This is a genomic window from Pyxidicoccus xibeiensis, from assembly GCF_024198175.1.
In the GTDB taxonomy this organism is placed as follows: Bacteria; Myxococcota; Myxococcia; order Myxococcales; family Myxococcaceae; genus Myxococcus; species Myxococcus xibeiensis.
Genome location: NZ_JAJVKV010000018.1, coordinates 153,221 through 168,629, shown reverse-complemented (window position 1 = coordinate 168,629; position 15,409 = coordinate 153,221). Strand labels below are relative to the sequence as shown.

At 73.7% G+C, this 15,409-nt stretch carries 10 protein-coding genes; 6 read left to right on the top strand and 4 right to left on the bottom strand.

Translation table 11 applies throughout. The features are described from left to right. From LXT23_RS43875 to LXT23_RS43855, 5 genes are all read left to right on the top strand, one after another. The coding region (locus tag LXT23_RS43875) for an RDD family protein (protein ID WP_256561748.1) at positions 1–933 on the top strand (933 nt) is incomplete at its 5' end. A 52-nt stretch (positions 934–985) separates the two neighbouring features. Beyond that, positions 986–4,228, top strand: coding sequence for a GspE/PulE/PilB domain-containing protein (locus tag LXT23_RS43870; protein ID WP_253986475.1), 3,243 nt, complete (start codon positions 986–988; stop codon positions 4,226–4,228). A 71-nt stretch (positions 4,229–4,299) separates the two neighbouring features. Further along, positions 4,300–5,085, top strand: a complete 786-nt coding sequence (locus LXT23_RS43865) for a phosphodiesterase (protein ID WP_253986474.1) — start codon at positions 4,300–4,302, stop codon at positions 5,083–5,085. Between the two features lie 64 nt (positions 5,086–5,149). Further along, entirely contained in the window at positions 5,150–6,682 is a 1,533-nt protein-coding gene (locus LXT23_RS43860; RefSeq protein WP_253986473.1) for a sensor histidine kinase, read from the top strand. Next, positions 6,679–8,082 carry a sigma-54-dependent transcriptional regulator gene (locus tag LXT23_RS43855; RefSeq protein WP_253986472.1) on the top strand — a complete coding sequence of 468 codons (1,404 nt, stop codon included), beginning with the start codon at positions 6,679–6,681 and terminating at the stop codon, positions 8,080–8,082. Before LXT23_RS43860 ends, LXT23_RS43855 begins: the two co-directional genes overlap by 4 nt. A gap of 6 nt (positions 8,083–8,088) precedes the next feature. On the opposite strand, the gene LXT23_RS43850 is transcribed toward LXT23_RS43855, so the two are convergent. The 4 genes from LXT23_RS43850 to LXT23_RS43835 all read right to left on the bottom strand — a co-directional run bounded on the left by LXT23_RS43850 (position 8,089) and on the right by LXT23_RS43835 (position 14,695). Further along, entirely contained in the window at positions 8,089–9,474 is a 1,386-nt protein-coding gene (locus tag LXT23_RS43850) for a WS/DGAT/MGAT family O-acyltransferase (RefSeq protein WP_253986471.1), read from the bottom strand. Positions 9,475–9,535: 61 nt separating this feature from the next. Next, positions 9,536–10,351 (bottom strand): hypothetical protein, encoded by an 816-nt coding sequence (locus tag LXT23_RS43845; protein WP_407692955.1) that lies wholly within the window; start codon positions 10,349–10,351, stop codon positions 9,536–9,538. A gap of 93 nt (positions 10,352–10,444) precedes the next feature. After that, on the bottom strand, positions 10,445–11,443 hold the full coding sequence (locus LXT23_RS43840; protein ID WP_253986470.1) for a class I SAM-dependent methyltransferase: 999 nt from the start codon (positions 11,441–11,443) through the stop codon (positions 10,445–10,447). A gap of 162 nt (positions 11,444–11,605) precedes the next feature. Next, on the bottom strand, positions 11,606–14,695 hold the full coding sequence (locus LXT23_RS43835) for an aminotransferase class I/II-fold pyridoxal phosphate-dependent enzyme (protein WP_253986469.1): 3,090 nt from the start codon (positions 14,693–14,695) through the stop codon (positions 11,606–11,608). Positions 14,696–14,954: 259 nt separating this feature from the next. Between LXT23_RS43835 and LXT23_RS43830 the strand changes: the two genes are divergently transcribed. Next, entirely contained in the window at positions 14,955–15,308 is a 354-nt protein-coding gene (locus LXT23_RS43830) for a hypothetical protein (RefSeq protein WP_253986468.1), read from the top strand. The last annotated feature ends 101 nt before the right edge of the window (positions 15,309–15,409 follow it).

Sequence of the window (15,409 nt, the reverse complement as noted above, 5' to 3'; positions counted from 1 at the left end):
GTGGCCGCCCCCCGCGCCGCGAATGCGCCGCCTCCGGTGGCCCCCGTGCCCCGCGCCGCCCAGCCGCAGGCCGCGCAGCCTCCCGTGGCCGCGCCCCGCGCCGCCCAGCCGCAGGGGCCGGCCGCGCAGCCTCCCGCGGGCTCGCCGATGACTCCCGCCTATGGCACGCCCACCGCCTCGGCGCCCCGCGCGCCGCTGCCCGGCGTCGCCGCGCCTTCCTCCGGCCTGCCCCGGATGGAGACCGCCGCACCGGTGGCCCCGGCTCCCGCGCCGGGCCTGCCGCGCATGGAGACCACCGCGCCGGTGGCTCCGGCTCCGTCGGCGGGCCTGCCCGTCATGGAGGCCGCGGCTCCGGGGCTGCCCCGGATGGAGTCCCGGCCCCCGGCTCCCGCGCCTGTCGTGGCTCGCGCGGAGAACAGCAAGGGCCCGACTCCCGCCGCGAAGAACGCGTCCGGCGTGGCGGAGGTGCGCGCGCGTCCGGCCTCGCTGTGGCGGCGGCTGCTGTCCTTCTCCATCGACACGGCGGCGATTGCCGGCGTGGCCGCGCTCTACATCACCCTCGCCTCGTCGGTGACGGGGACGAAGGCGCCCGAGGCAGGGCTGGTGGGCCTGGATGCCTTCGTGGCCTGGCTGCGCGCGCTCCATACCGTCCTGCTGCCCGGCTTTTTCCTGGTACTGGTCCTGGCGCTCGTGTACTGCGCGGTGGCGGCCTTCCTCTGGAACGGTCGCACGCTTGGCCGGCTGCTCCTCGGGCTGAGGCTCGTGGACACGCATGGTCTGGCCCCGGCGCCGGGTCGCGCCATCGTGCGCGCGCTGCTGGCCAGCGTATCCTTCGTCTTCTTCCTCGGTGGTTTCTGGATGGCGCTTTTCGACAGGCGCGGTCAGACGCTGCATGACAAGCTGACGTCCACCTTCGTCGTTCAACCGAGCTGACCCTCCGTCTCATTGTGCCTTGCGGCCGCGGCCGTAAGATGCCGCGCCCTACATGCCCGCCCGCCTCGCCCAGCTCCTCGTCTCGCGCATGCTTCTCACACAGGAGAAGGCGGGGGAGGTGCTGCGCCAGCACCAGGCCCAGGGCGGGCATGTGGACACCGTCTTGCTGGAGCAGCGCATCGCCGGTGAGGCGGACGTGCTCGCGCTGCTCGGCGAGGTCTCCGGCTTCCGGCCGGTGAACCTGATGGACTTCGAGCCCAACGCCGAAGTCGCTTCCTTCATCCCGCCGAAAATCGCCGAGCGCCTGTGCGTGGTGCCGCTGTCCCTGGACGGCAACACGCTGCACGTGGCCTGCGGCTACCCGGTGCCGAAGAAGGAGCTCGACGAGGTGGGCTTCCTCCTCGGCCGGCCGCTGGAGCTGTGGGTGGCGCTGGAGGTGCGCATCCGCGAGTGGGTGTCGACCATCTACCGCCAGCCGCTGTCCCCGCGCTTCTCCCAGCTGGCGGCCTCGCTCGACCCCGAGCGCCAGGCGGCGCTCCCGGCCACACCGCCTCCTCCCCCTCCGCCGGAGGACTCGCTCACGGCGGACATGGTGGAGCGCCTGGCGCGCTCCGTGGCGCAGGAGCCGCTGCCCTCCGAGGTGAGGTCTGCCCCGCGCGAGCCCGCCGCGCCCCAGCGCCCCGAGCCCGCCGTGCGAGAGGCCCAGCGACCGCCTCCGCCGCCTCCTCCGGACGCCACGCCTCCGTCCCCGCCGGCCTTCGTGCGGGCGCCGCTTCGGCTGAACATGCCGAAGGAGGACGCCGCGCCGGCGCCGCAGCAGCCCGCGCAGGTGCGGCAGTTCCCGGCCCCCACCACGGCGCCGCAGGCCGCCGGTGCCCCGCAGGCGGCTCGGCCTGTCACGGCTTCGACTCCGACCACGGCGCCCCAGCCCGCTGCCGGTGCCCCGCAGGCGGCTCGGCCCGTCACGGCTTCGACTCCGACCACGGCGCCCCAAGCCGCCACGGGCGCTGGCACCGCTGCGAGGCCCGTGACGCCTCCGGGCGCAGGCACCGCATCACAGCCCGCCACGGGCGCAGGCACCGCATCACAGGCCGCTACGGGCGCAGGCGCCGCACCGCACGCCGCTCCGGGCGCAGGCACCGCACCGCAGTCCGCCACGGGCGCAGGTCCCGCTGCGCGGCCCGTCACGCCTCCGGGCATCGGCACCACCGCGCCTCCGTCCGTGGGCACCGCACCGCAGCCCGCCGCAGGCGCCGCGGCGCGGCCCGTGCCCTCTTCGCCCCCGAGCGCGACGCCTCAGCCCGCCGCTCGCCCCACCACGGCGCCCGCCGCGCCGCCCACGCTGACGGCACAGCCGACCGCGACGCCGTCCGCCGCGAGCCCTGCGCCGGTGCCTCAGAACGGCACAGCCCCCTCCCAGCGCCCCACCCCGCCGGCCGCCCCGGGCACGCCGCAGGTGTGGCCGCCCGCGTCCGCGCAGCCCAACGCGGTGAGCGCCACCTCCGGCACGCCGCAGGTGTGGCCGCCCGCGCCCGCGCAGCCCTCCGGCGCGCCCAACCCGCCCACGCTGCGCTTCGGCTCGCCGCTGTCGCCGAAGTCGGACCTCCCGCCGCCGGCCCCGCCCGCGCGCGGCGGCGAGCCCGCGTTCCTCATCTTCCCCAACCCCGGCGCCCCGACCCGTCCGCGCGCCTCCGAGCCCACCGCGCCCGAGCCCCGTCCGTCACAGGCGCCCACGGGCCAGGACGTGCCGGACTGGACGCTGGCCCAGGCACGCGCCGCGCTGAAGGACGCCACCAAGGACCGGGACAGGCTCATCGACGTCGCGCTGCGCTTCGGTCGCCGCACGTTCGACTACGTGGCCTCCTTCGCCGTGGTGCGCGGTGCGGCGCAGGGCCTGGAGGCGCGTGGCGAGGGCATGATGGGTGAGCCGCTCGCCGCGGTGTCCGTCCCGCTCGACGCGAGCAGCGTCTTCCGCACGGTGGCCGTCACGCGCGGCAGCTACGCGGGCCCGCTGCCTCCGGACGCGCTCACCCGGCACTACCTGGAGCTGTTCGGTCGGCAGACGCCGCGCACCATCTTCCTGTACCCGGTGGAGGTGAAGGGCCGGCTGGTGGCCATCCTCTACGGCGACTGCGGGCAGAAGCCCATCAGCCAGCGCCGCCTGTCCGACTTCATCCTGTTCTGCCAGGACCTGCCGGCGGCCTTCCAGGAGCTCATCCTCTTCCGCAAGCAGCGCGTGTCGGAGCTGCGCGCGCCGGAGGAGCCCGAGCTCACCATCGACGTGGACGTGCCGGTCGCCGCCGTGCCGGCCCCCGCGCCCGCGGTGGTGGCGGGCCTGGGGTGGAGCCCCTTCTTCGGCCGGGGCGCCTCGGGCAACATGGGCCGCGCCGCCGCGCTGCCGCCGCGCGCGCAGTCTCAAGAGGAGCGCCCGCCGCCTGACTTCGCGCCGCTGCTCCGGCGCCTCACCGGCCCGGACGCCGCGCAGCGCTCCAACGCCATGGCGGAGCTGGCGCGCTCCCCCGAGGCCAGCGCCCGCGTGCTGGCGCAGCACTTCCCCGGCCCCACCGCATGGAGCCGCCTGCCCGTGGTGGAGCTGCCCGAGGCGGACGAGCTGGGCCCCATCCCCGGCGCGCTCTCCCGGCTGGGCCGTCCCGCCGCGCACGCCCTGGCGCCGCTGCTGGACTCACACGACCCGGACACGCGCTACTTCGCGCTGCTCACCGCCGGCAACCTGCCCTACGTGGAGCTGGTGGACGGCGTGCTGCGCGGCCTGTTCGACCTGGAGCCGGACATCTCCAGCGCCGCGCGCGTGGCTGCCTCCGCCCTCAAGCAGCTCCCCCGGCTGGACGCTGCCCTGCGCGACTTGCGCCAGGAGCTGAATAGCAAGGACGCGCTGCGCCGCTCGCTGGCCGCGCGTGCCCTGGGCATGCTGCATGACCGGGAGGCCATCGAAGGCCTCATCGCCCTCACCGGCAGCGACGACGAGATGTGCGCCCAGGCCGCCTCGGAGGCGCTGCGCGAGGTGACGCGCGCCACCTTCGGCCTCAGCCCGCGCCAGTGGGCCACGTGGTGGGCGGAGAACCGCAGCCGCCGCCGCGCCGACTGGCTCATCACCGCCCTGCGCCACCGTGAGCTGGACGTGCGGCTGGCGGCGATTGAGGAGCTCAGCCGCGCCCTCAACGACACGCTCGGCTACTACGCGGACGCGCCCGAGGCCGAGCGCGACCAGGCTGTGCGCCGCTGGGAGGCCGCGGCGGTGAACCTGGCCTACGCGCGCCGGCTGGGCATGCTGTAGGCCGGTCGGCCGTCCCTCGCGAGGGAGGGCGGAGAGCCCCGTCCCCGGGCGGATGCTGGTAGCCTTCCGCCGTGCTCCTTGCCCAGATTTCCGACTTCCACATCGGTGTTGCCGGCGCGGACATGGACCGCCGGTTCGACAGTGCTGCCCGGCTGGAGCGCGCGGTGCAGCACCTCATCCGGATGGAGCCGCGTCCGGACGCGGTGCTGTGTACGGGGGACCTCGTCAACGACGGGCTCCCCGAGGAGTACGCGCGACTCGCGGCCCTCCTGAAGCCACTGCCCATGCCCTGGTACGTCATCCCGGGCAATCACGACGACCGGGAGCACCTGCGCGCCGCCTTCGCCCACCAGGGCTACCTGCCCGCGCAGGGCTTCCTCCACTACGCGGTGGAGCTGGGCCCGCTGCGGCTCATCGGCCTCGACACCCACGTGCCCGGCGAGCCGGGAGGACGGCTGTGCGCTGAGCGGCTGGCGTGGCTCGAGGCGCGCCTGGCCGAGGCGCCCGGACGGCCGACGCTCGTGTTCATGCATCACCCGCCGTTCGCCACCGGCATCCACCGCGCGGACATGATGGGACTGGAGGGCTCGGACGCGCTGGCGGCGGTGATTGCCCGCCATCCGCAGGTCGAGCGCGTGCTCTGCGGGCACCTGCACCGCCCCATCGTGAAGCGCTTCGCGGGGACGGTGGCCAGCACCTGCCCGAGCACCATGCACCAGGTGGCGCTCGACCTGGGGCTGCCCGGCCGCCTCGCCCTCGTGCCCGAGCCCCCCGCCTGCCAGCTGCACCTCTGGAGCGAGGCCTCCGGGCTCGTCTCGCACACCAGCTACATCGACGACTTCCGGCCCGCGGCATGAGCCACCGCACGCGTCTGGGGGCCGGCCTGTCCAGGGCCCTCGCCAACCTGCGTGGGAGCGCCGCATGACGGGGGGGACGTGGGTCAGCCTGCTGGCCTGCGTGGGGCAGCTGGCCCTGGCGGGGCTGGCGCTCGCGCGGGTGGGCCGCAGCCCGCTGGCGCTGCCGGTGTCGCTGCTGTCCATCACCCTGTCCACGTGGAACTTCTCCGGCTTCGCGCTGGCGCGCTCGGACGAGGCGGGCTGGAAGCTGGTGGGCTTCGCCGCGGGGATGATGACGGTGCCGTGCACGCTGCACTTCATCCTGGCCTTCGTAGGGCGGCGGCGGCGCTCGGCGTCGGTCATGTTCGGCACCTACGCCGTCTTCTGCGCGCTGGCCATGGCGATGCTGGCCGCGCTGGGGGCGCCCACGCTGGAGGAGCGCCTGCTGACGCTCCGCTTCGGCCTCACGGTGACGGCGCTGGTGGCGCCGCCGCTGGGCTGGGGCTTCGCGCTGCTGGTGCTGCACCTGCGCCGCGCGCAGCACCCGGACGAGCGTGCCCGCGCGGGGCTGGTGCTGCTGGGGTTGACGCTGCTGGTGGCGCTGCTCCTGACGGAGCTGTTCGCGGAGCTGGGGCTCGAGGTGGTGCGCCTGGGCAACCTGGGCACGCTGCTGGGCCTGCCGGTGATGGCCACGGTGGCGCTGCGCTTCGGGCTGTTCGGCAGCGACGGGGGAGCCCCGCGCATGGCGCTGCACGCGGCGGGCGTGGCGGCCGTGGGCGTGCTGGCATACCTCGCCGTCTTCCGCCTCTTCGCCGCGCAGGCCGGCATCCTGGTGGTGTGCACCACGGCGGTGACGTTCGCCCTGCTGGCCGCCACGCGCCGGGGCGTCACCGCCTTCGTCACGCGGAACGAGCGCATGGAGCGGCTGGCCACCCTGGGCCGCTTCTCCGCGCAGATGGCGCACGACTTGAAGAACCCCATCGCCGCGATGAAGGGCGCCGCGCAGTACCTCAAGGAGGAGCACGCGCGCGGCCAGTCCTGGGACGGGCACGGCGAGTTCCTGGACCTGCTGCTGGAGCAGGTGGAGCGGCTGGACCGGGTGGTGGACACCTACCAGCGGCTGGCGCGCGTGGAGCCGCTGCCCCGGCCGGTGGACCTGGGCCGGCTGGTGGAGGGCGTGCTGTCGCTGCAGGCCTTCGCCAGCCCCGGACAGGTGGCCATCGTCCGCGAGCTGACACCGGGCCTGCCGCCGTGCGCCGGGGACGAGGACCTGCTGGCCAACGCGCTGGAGAACCTGGTGCGCAACGCCTGCGAGGCGATGCCCGGTGGAGGCACCCTGACCGTGCGGACGCTGCGGGACGGCGCGGGCGTGGCGATGGAGGTGGAGGACACCGGCGAGGGCATGGACGCGCGCACCCGCGAGCGCGCCTTCGACGACTTCTTCACCACCAAGGCGACGGGCAGCGGGCTGGGGCTGGCGTTCGTCCGGCGGGTGGTGGAGGCGCACGGTGGCGAGGTGGTCCTGACAAGCCGGGAGGGTCACGGTACGGTGGTCCGCCTGCGCCTGCCGGCGGGACCCAGGCGTGAATCGAGCGGGGCGGAAGGAGAGGCCGCGTGAGCGAGCCATTGAAGGGAAACGTGCTGCTGGTGGATGACGACCCGGCGGTGGCCAAGGTGCTGGGGGCGTTGCTGACGCAGGCGGGGCTGACGGCGCATGTGGCCCGGGACGGGCAGGAGGCGCTGTCGCTGCTGGGGCGCAAGCCCATCGACGTCGTGGTGAGCGACGTGCGCATGCCGGGCATGGACGGCATGCAGCTGCTGACGGAGGTGGCGCGGGGCTGGCCGGACGTGCCCGTCATCCTGCTCACCGCGCACGGCACGGTGCCGCTGGCGGTGGAGGCGATGCGGGCGGGCGCGGCGGACTTCGTGCTCAAGCCGTTCGACCGGGAGGAGATCCTCTTCACCGTCCGCAAGGCGCTGCTGCGCGCGCACGACGACACGGCGCGCGAGCCGCTCCGGGCGCCGAGCCCCTTCATCGGGAGCAGCCGGGCCATGGCGGACGTGCAGACGATGCTGGCGAAGGCGGCCACGGGCACCGCCACGGTGCTGCTGCGCGGCGAGTCCGGCACGGGCAAGGAGCTGGCCGCGAAGGCGGTGCATGACGGCAGCCCGAGGCGCACGGGGCCCTTCGTGAAGCTGCACTGCGCGGCGCTGCCGGACACGCTGCTGGAGAGCGAGCTGTTCGGCTACGAGAAGGGCGCCTTCACGGGCGCGGCCAACCGCAAGCCCGGGCGCGTGGAGCTGGCGAACGGCGGCACGCTGTTCCTGGACGAGGTGGGCGACATTCCCCTCTCCATGCAGGTGAAGCTGCTGCGCGTGATTCAGGAGCGCGAGCTGGAGCGACTGGGCGGCACGCAGTCGGTCAAGGTGGACGTGCGCTTCGTGGCGGCCACGCACCAGCCGCTGGAGGAGCTGGTGAAGGCGGGCCGCTTCCGCGAGGACCTCTTCTACCGGCTCAACGTGGTGCCGGTGGAACTGCCCCCGCTGCGCGCGCGCCCGGAGGACATCGAGCCGCTGGCCCGGCACTTCCTGGAGGTGCACGCGAAGGCCAACGGCCGGCCGCCCTTCACGCTGACCCACGATGGCCTGGCGGTGCTCCAGGCGCAGCCGTGGCCGGGCAACGTGCGCCAGCTCCAGAACTTCCTGGAGCGGCTGGTGGTGCTGTCGGACGGGCAGGTGCTGACCGGCGCCGAGGTGACGCGCGAGCTGGCACGCCAGCCGGGCCTGTCCCCTGCCCCCGCCGCGCCCGCGCCGGCTGGAGCCCCGAGCCTCCCGAGCGCGCAGCCCGCGGGTGCGGACGCGGGGCTCACGCTGGAGTCGCAGCGCAAGGGCATGGAGCGACAGGCGCTGGCGGACGCGCTGAAGCGCGCGGGCGACAACCGCACGCTGGCGGCGCGGCTGCTCGGCATCAGCCGGCGCACGCTCTACAACAAGCTGGAGGAGCACGGGCTGCTGTGAGCCGGCTCACTCGGCAGCGGGCACCGCGGCGGCCAGCGCGTCCATCTCGTCATGGAACGCGCGGATGAGCGCATGCGGGTCGGCCATCCGGCCCGCGTCCGCCGCCACGCCCACCGTCACCTGCCCCGCGTAGCTGAAGAGGCTCACCCCCAGGCCGAGGTGCCCCGCCTGGGGCACCCAGAACGTGAGCCCGCCCAGCTGCGTGCCCGCCAGCGACACCGCCTCGCGCGGGCCGGGCACGTTGGTGGCCACCAGCGTGGCCTTGGATCCGAACGCATCCACCATCGCCCGCTCCACCGCCGCGGGCGCGTACCCCAGCACCTCCAGCGCGCCGAACGTCAGCACCGCTTCCGGCGAGCGCTTCACCTCGCCCATCCGCCGCGCCAGCTCCGTCAACCGCCGCTGGGGCTCCTCCAGGTGCACCGGCAGCCGCAGGAACACCACGCCGAAGCGGTTGCCCAGCTCGCGCGGCACGGGCTCATCCAACGGACGCAGGTTCACCGGCACCAGCGCGTGCAGGTCCTCCGGCGGCACGCCCTGAGACTCCAGATACCGCCGCAGCGCCCCCGTCACCGCCGCCAGCAGCACGTCATTCACCGTGCCGCCCAGCACGCGGCCCACCGCCTTCACCCGCTCCAGCGGCACCGGGTCCGACCACGCGGCGCGCTTCTCCGGCCCCAGCGGCCCCCGCAGCGGCGTGCGCGGGTCCTGCGGAATCACCAGCAGCTTCGCCATCGCCGCCGCGCCCCGCGCCCCCTGCCGCACCAGGTCCCCCGCGAGGATGGGCTCCGCCGCCAGCTCCGCCCCCTTTCGCACCGCCGCCCGCGCCGCCCCCGCCACCACCCGCGCGCCGCGCATCCACCGCGCCAGCCCGGGCGCCGGGGCCCGCCGCTCCTCGCGCAGCTCCGGCGCCACGCCCTCCTCCGCCCCTTGCGCGTCCGTGAGCGTCAGCAGTACCCGCGCCAGCGCAATCCCATCCGCCAGGCAGTGGTGCAGCCGGCACAGCAGCACGTCCCCGCCCGCCGCGCCCTCCAGCACGTGGAACTGCCACAGCGGCCGTGAGCGCTCCAGGGGCGTGCTCATCCACTGCCCCACCAGCGTCTCCAGCGCGGCGCGGTCCCCGGGCGCTGGCACCGTGAGGCGCGACAGGTGCGCGTCCAGGTCGAAGTCCGGCGCATCCTCCCAGTGGGGCGCCCCCAGCCGCCCCAGCACCACGCGCTGCCGGAAGCGCGGGTAGCGCTCCACCAGCCGCTCGCGGGCCACCGCCTGGAGCCGCTCGAAGTCCAGCCGGCCCTCGAACCAGAGCACGGCGGTAATCATCATCAGATTCGCGGGTTCCTCCATGTGGAACCACAGCGCGTCCACGCTCGCCATCCGCTCGTGCGCCCGCATCGCTGGAGCTTCCTCCCGGTAGCGCCGGCGGGACGAACGGCTCCGGCGCGCTGGCCACGGCTTACTTCTTTTCGGGCTCCGGTGGGCTGCGGTCGAACTGGAAGGTCTGCTTGGTGGCGTCGTCCACCATCAGGGTGAGCGCGCCATCCTCCACGTCCCAGCGGTAGGCGCCGCCACGGAACTTCAGCTTCTTGCGCGACAGCGGGATGACGCGCTTGTCGCCGCACACCGGGCCCACCGCCTGGCCGTCCTTCGTGCGCAGCGTCAGCCGGTCCTTGCCCGTCACCTCCACCAGGCCCCAGGCGCGCACCACCAGCCCGTTGCCCTGCCCCAGCGTCGCGTCCTCCAGGGTGGTGCGCATCACGAAGCAGCCATTGGGCGATATCTGGAGCGTGCGCTCATAGTCCGCGCGCGGCTCGGCCTCGATGCGCTCCGGCCCGCCGTCCACCTCCTCCGGGAGGCTGGCTGCCGCCAGCGTCCAGAGCCCCACCAGCTCCTCGGGAGGCTTCGCGGCCGACTCGGGCAGGCCCTGGCACGGCTCCATCTTCTCCTTCTCCGGGCTCGGAGGCGCCGGCTCGAAGGAGCGCTGGCACGTCTGGCCACACGTACGCGCCGAGCACTGCGTGTCCTCCGGGGCGCAGCCCGCCTTCCGGGTACACGCCTTGAGCCGGTCCAGCGCCTTCTCGCAGTCCTCGCGCAGGCACTTGTCCACGCACGCGGCGTCGATGCACTCGGCCACGCAGACCCAGTTGGTGGCACCGCACACGCCGGCCACGGTGCGCGGGCGCTCGGAAGACTGCGCTGCGGCCGGCAGCGCGGCGGACAGCGTCAGGCCCAGGACGAAGAGGAAGCGCGAAGAGGACATGCCGCGGCGCAAGCTAGCCACGGCGCCTCGCTTCCGGAGCCTCCCGGAAGCGTGCCGCCCTCCCCCGCTGTCCACCCGCTAGCACTGCGTCCGAGGGCTCTGCCCTCAGGTGAACTGCCAGCGCCAGGTGCGCACGTCGGCGGGGTCCGCCAGCTCCAGCTCGAAGGACAGCGTGTCGAAGCGCTCGAACTCGCGCGGGTCCACGCGCAACAGCGTCATGCCCGCGTGGTTCTGTCCGCGCAGCGGCGACACGGTGAAGGACAGCTCGGCGTCGAAGGCCACCTTGTAGAAGAGGCAGAAGCCGTCCACGCGCCCCTCCTCCGACACGGGCCGCTCGTAGCGGACGCGGTGAGGCAGGCCATCCGCCGCCATGGACTCCAGGTCGAAGGCGAAGGCGGGCTCCGGGTCGCATAGCAGGTGGTCCACCTCGTACGAGCGGATGACGCGCGTGAAGTAGGACGGGTTCATCGCCTCGCGCAGCGTCTGCAGGCAGCTGTAGTCCACCGTGGGGAAGCGCTGGCTCCAGATGAAGGGGATGCAGGCCTCGTCCCGCAGCTGCACCGGCTCCACGAAGACCTCGAAGCGGTTGGGGAGGATCCGGCCTCCCGGCTTCAGCACCCGGGTGCGCAAGTCGAGCATCCTCGGCACCAGCCCGGCGTCGAAGAGGGCGTCTCCCAGCAGCTCGTGCAGCAGCACGTCCACCTTCTCCTGTGGCTGGTACTGCCACGGGTGCGCGCGCACGAAGTCGATGTGCTCCAGGCCATTGCGCCGGGCCACCCACTGCGCCGTGTCCAGCAGCCGCGTGCCGTCCACCGCATACAGCTTCTTCGGGTGGCGGCTGGCCGCCATGAAGGTGCGCAGCCCCGAGCCGCTGCACGCGTCCATCACCACCTGCCCGGGCCGCACGTAGCGCTCACACGCCTTCTGCCACGCGTCGACCCGCTCCGGGTCCGCGAACGCGTGGTCCTGCGGCGCGGGACTGGACAGCAGCAGGCTGTCGGGCACCACGTTGCGCAGCGGCAGCTGTGAAACCAGTGGAAGGTGGCTCAGGCGTGAGCGCAGGTCCATCAACGCCTGTCGAGGCAGGTCGAGCAGATTCGGCATGGCATCCCCCCGGATGCTTGGATGTGTCGAGCCACAAACCCGGCCCTGAGCGTGGCACCGGGATTTCCTACGATGCGGGGCTTTCAGATTCACGCCAATCCAGCGGGGGGACAGGGTCACTGTCCCCGGCTGAACAGGCTTCGTGCCGGGTTTGCAACGGCGTCAGGGGTTGCCCGGACCCCGCAGCTTCGTGGCGAAGGCCAGCAGCCGCTCGCGCGCCTGGAGCAGCTTCTCACGGGGAATGGAGAACACCGCGCGCACCCGCTCCGGGTCTCCGCACCAGGGTCCGCCATTGAGCACCACGTGGGTGTGCTCATAGATGATGCGGGGCAGGTTGTCCGGCGTGAGCGTCTCGCCATCCACCTGGCGGCCCAGCCAGGGCGACACGCGGGGCGCCAGGAAGAGTCCTCCCGCGTCACCGGCATCCGAGCGCCCGTCGCCGGGCAGCGCCTCCGCCAGCAGCTCGCGCTTCTCCGCCAGCTCGCGCCGCATCTTCGTCAGGAAGGAGCGCAGCGCGCGGTGCCGCGCCGGGTAGAGGCGCTGGCCGTCCGGCGTGCGCGCATAGCCCGCATACAGGTAGGCCGCCGCGCGCGCCGTCATGAGGTGCAGCACGCCCGGGCCGCTGTCGCGCACCGCCGAGGCCAGCGCCCTGTCCCGCGTGGCCAGCCAGCCCACGCGCAGCCCGCCCGCGGCGAACTCCTTGGACAGCCCGCCCAAAAGCACCGTGCGCGCGCCCACGCCAGGCACCGCGCCCTCCAGCGTCACCGGGCTGGGCACTGTCTCCGCCGTGGGGCTGGTGAGGTTGACCAGCCCGAAGATTTCGTCCGACACCAGCAGGCAGCGCTGCTCCACCACGTAGGTGGCCAGCGCCACCAGCTCCTCGTGGGACAGGTAGATGCCCGTGGGGTTGGAGGGCTGCGACACGACGACGGCGTCCGGAGCGCCCAGCCCCTGGGCCCGCCGCGCGAGCAGCGCGGACAGCGGGCCCTGCTCCACCTCGCACCCGGCGGACACGAAGGTGGGCGGCAGCACGCCGTAGCAGGGCGTGGTGAGGAAGACGCGGGGCGCGCGGCCCAGCCGCCGGCGCAGGGCCACGCCCAGGTGGTGGATGAGGGGCCACACGCCGGGCGCTACCACCAGGTCCTCGGGCGCGTAGCGCGCGGCGCGCGTCTCCAGCAGGAAGGCCGCCACCGCCTCCGCCAGCCCCGTCTGCGTGCCCGAGTCGCGCGGCGCGGTGCCCGCGGCGATGAGCCCCTCCACCAGCGGCGCGGGCAGCGGGCCCTCGTTCTCCCCGTAGTCCAGCCGCACCAGCTCCGCGTCGTCCTCGTGGAAGACCTTCGGCGCGAAGGCGGGGAAGCCGGCCAGCTGCGCGATTCGCTTCGAGCGGGGCAGCGCCACCACCGGGGCCCGCCGTGACGCGGGCGCCGCGGCTTCCGCGAAGGAGATGCGGAACGACAGCAGGTCCGCGAAGGTGCGCTCGTAGAACCACTGCGCCAGCGTGCTGATGCGCGAGTACGTCACCTCCGCGGCCACTTCCAGGTCCGCGCGCAGCGGCTCCGGCACGGGGAGCAGCAGCGTCAGCTCCAGGTCCGGCCACACCGCGTTCTTGATGAGGCCGTAGAGCACCACCAGGTTGGGCGAGTACGGCTCGCGCGCCAGGAACTCGAACAGCGTGAGCGGCTCCACCTCGCCGGTGATGTTGAAGAAGGCGCTCTCGTCCAGCACCACCCAGATGCCGCGCCGCGCCGCCTCCGCGATGATGTCGCGCAGCACCGCCAGGTTGGTGCGCTCGTTCTTCTCCACCGTGAGCAGCACCATCTTCACGTCGAAGGCCGTCAGGAGCCGGCGCAGCTCCTCCAGCGTGGTGTGCGTCACCGTGGCGCGCACGCCCGCCTTCTCCAGCGCCCGCGCATATAAAGGATGCAGGTTGCGCGACACCAGCACCTCGTCGCCCGCGTCGCACGTGGCCATCAGCAGCGAGTACACGGCCTGCTCGCGCTCGGGCGCGACGAACAGCTCCTGCTCCGCCAGCCGCAGCCCGAAGTACCGGTCCAGGTAGCGCACCACCCGGCCGCGGAAGGACGCGTCGCCCGCCTCGTGCGCGTACGGCATCAGCGGCCCGCGCGCCAGCCGTCCCGCCAGCTCCGCCACGAAGCCGAGCTGCTCGCCCGACGCCGCGCCCAGATCCAGCTCCTCCTGGAGCGACGCCGCGCCCAGCTCTCGCAGCGCCGCGCGCAGGGCCAGCGTCTCGCGAGGCCGCGCCAGGTGTGCCTCCCACACCGCCACCTCGTGCCACACCGGGTGGCCCGCCTGCAGCCACCCCAGCGCCGTGGCCGCGCGCAGCGGCTCCGGGCTGCGCGCCTCCATGAAGAACTCGAACTCGCGGCCGGTGCGCTGCTCCAGCGCCACCAGCGGGCGGATGTCCGTGTCCGCCGCCTGCATCACCCGCCGCGCCACCCGCACCCGCGTGGTGAAGCCGCGCCGCGTGAGCATGCGCTCGATGATGGGGCGCCCCGGCCGGCCCGCGAGGTTGAGCAAGAGCCGCCCGCCCGGCGCCAGCCGCTCCGGGGCCTCGTCCAGCAGCCGCGCGATGAGCCCCAGGCCGAAGTGGTCCTCATAGACGTTCTGCAGCGTGGTGTAGTTGGACAGGTCGTACAGCGCCTGCTCGTCCGCCTGCGACAGCTCCACCGGCGGCTCCTCGCCCCGGAGGACCTGGGGAATGCAGCCCACCACGAAGTCCCACGGGGCATCCGAAGGTATGCCGCGCAACAGGTCGCTCTCCCCGAAGGACAGCCGCGACACCAGCGCCTCATCCCCGTTGAGCCACGCGTTGCAGCGCGCCACCACCGGCGAGTGTGGGTTGAGGTCCGCGCCGTGCACCTGCGCCAGCCGGGTGAACTTCGCCAGCGCGATGCAAATCCAGCCCGAGCCCGCGCCCACCTCCACGAGCCGCTTCCCTGCGTACTCGTCCAGCGGCACGCTCAGCAGGCCCTCCATGAAGGTGTAGGCCCACGCCTCGGGAGCGAAGATGGAGGGCAGCAGCAGCAGCTCCAGCCGCTCCTGCGACGCGCCCACCGCCACCGTCACCGTCACCAGCCGCAGCGGCGCCGTCTCCGGCTGGTTGCGGGCCGCCTCCGCCAGCGCGCGAAGCTCTGCCAGTGCGCGGGGACGACGCTCCGCGTGCGACAGGTCCTCCGACAGCACGCGCAGCAGGTGGAAGGCCTCTCGGGGTGAGGTGGGGTAGGTGGACATGGCGCGCGGACTGTCCCGGGCCCCCGTCCCCCTGTCAACGGATGCGGGGTGGCGCCCGCACGCAACCCATTGGCGCCTTGGTGCGAGTCAAGGAATCGGCGACTGGCCGTAATTAGATGCGTGAGGTCAGAAGGCTGGGACTCACGGAGATGCATCGATGTCGCTCATGCCTGTGGACGGACCCCGTAGTGGAGAGGGGGCAGTGATGGAGATGAATGTCTGGAGCTTGGGGGAAGCTCGCCCGCCAGTCGCGCGGACCATGACGCACAGGGTCTCTCGGGACCCCGCGCGAACGCGGTGGGAGGCACAGCCGTGGAAGCGTCAGCTTCGCAACCCGGAGGAGTACGAGAATCCGGTGTCACGCGGCGCGCTGGTGCAGGCGCTGGTGGCGGAGGGGCTGATGGTGGACGCGGAGCTGGCGCGCTTCGCGGGAGCAGCGGAAGACCGGGACTGCATCAGCATCGCGCAGGTGGTGCGCTTCGCCGACACGGTGGCGCTGCGCATGGTGCTGGCGCGAACGGATGACCAGGTGCTGCAGCTCGCGCACCTGCGCCGCAACGCCGAGGAGCTGGCGGGGCGGATGATTGATTGGGCCAACGCCGGCCGCCTGTAGCTCGGGTAGCGGGTGTGCCCTGTGAGGAGAGCGGTAATGGTGAGGGCAGCCCGTCCACGACAGCCGCGCCGTGAAGTCCCGGCGCGTTCCACGAAGCCCAT

Bases quoted from the DNA above. Each gene is read 5' to 3' on its own strand.
- LXT23_RS43860 (WP_253986473.1), top strand. From the start codon at position 5,150: ATGACGGGGGGGACGTGGGTCAGCCTGCTGGCCTGCGTGGGGCAGCTG.
- LXT23_RS43835 (WP_253986469.1), bottom strand. From the start codon at position 14,695: ATGTCCACCTACCCCACCTCACCCCGAGAGGCCTTCCACCTGCTGCGC.
- LXT23_RS43840 (WP_253986470.1), bottom strand. From the start codon at position 11,443: ATGCCGAATCTGCTCGACCTGCCTCGACAGGCGTTGATGGACCTGCGC.
- LXT23_RS43870 (WP_253986475.1), top strand. From the start codon at position 986: ATGCCCGCCCGCCTCGCCCAGCTCCTCGTCTCGCGCATGCTTCTCACA.
- LXT23_RS43830 (WP_253986468.1), top strand. From the start codon at position 14,955: ATGACGCACAGGGTCTCTCGGGACCCCGCGCGAACGCGGTGGGAGGCA.
- LXT23_RS43850 (WP_253986471.1), bottom strand. From the start codon at position 9,474: ATGCGGGCGCACGAGCGGATGGCGAGCGTGGACGCGCTGTGGTTCCAC.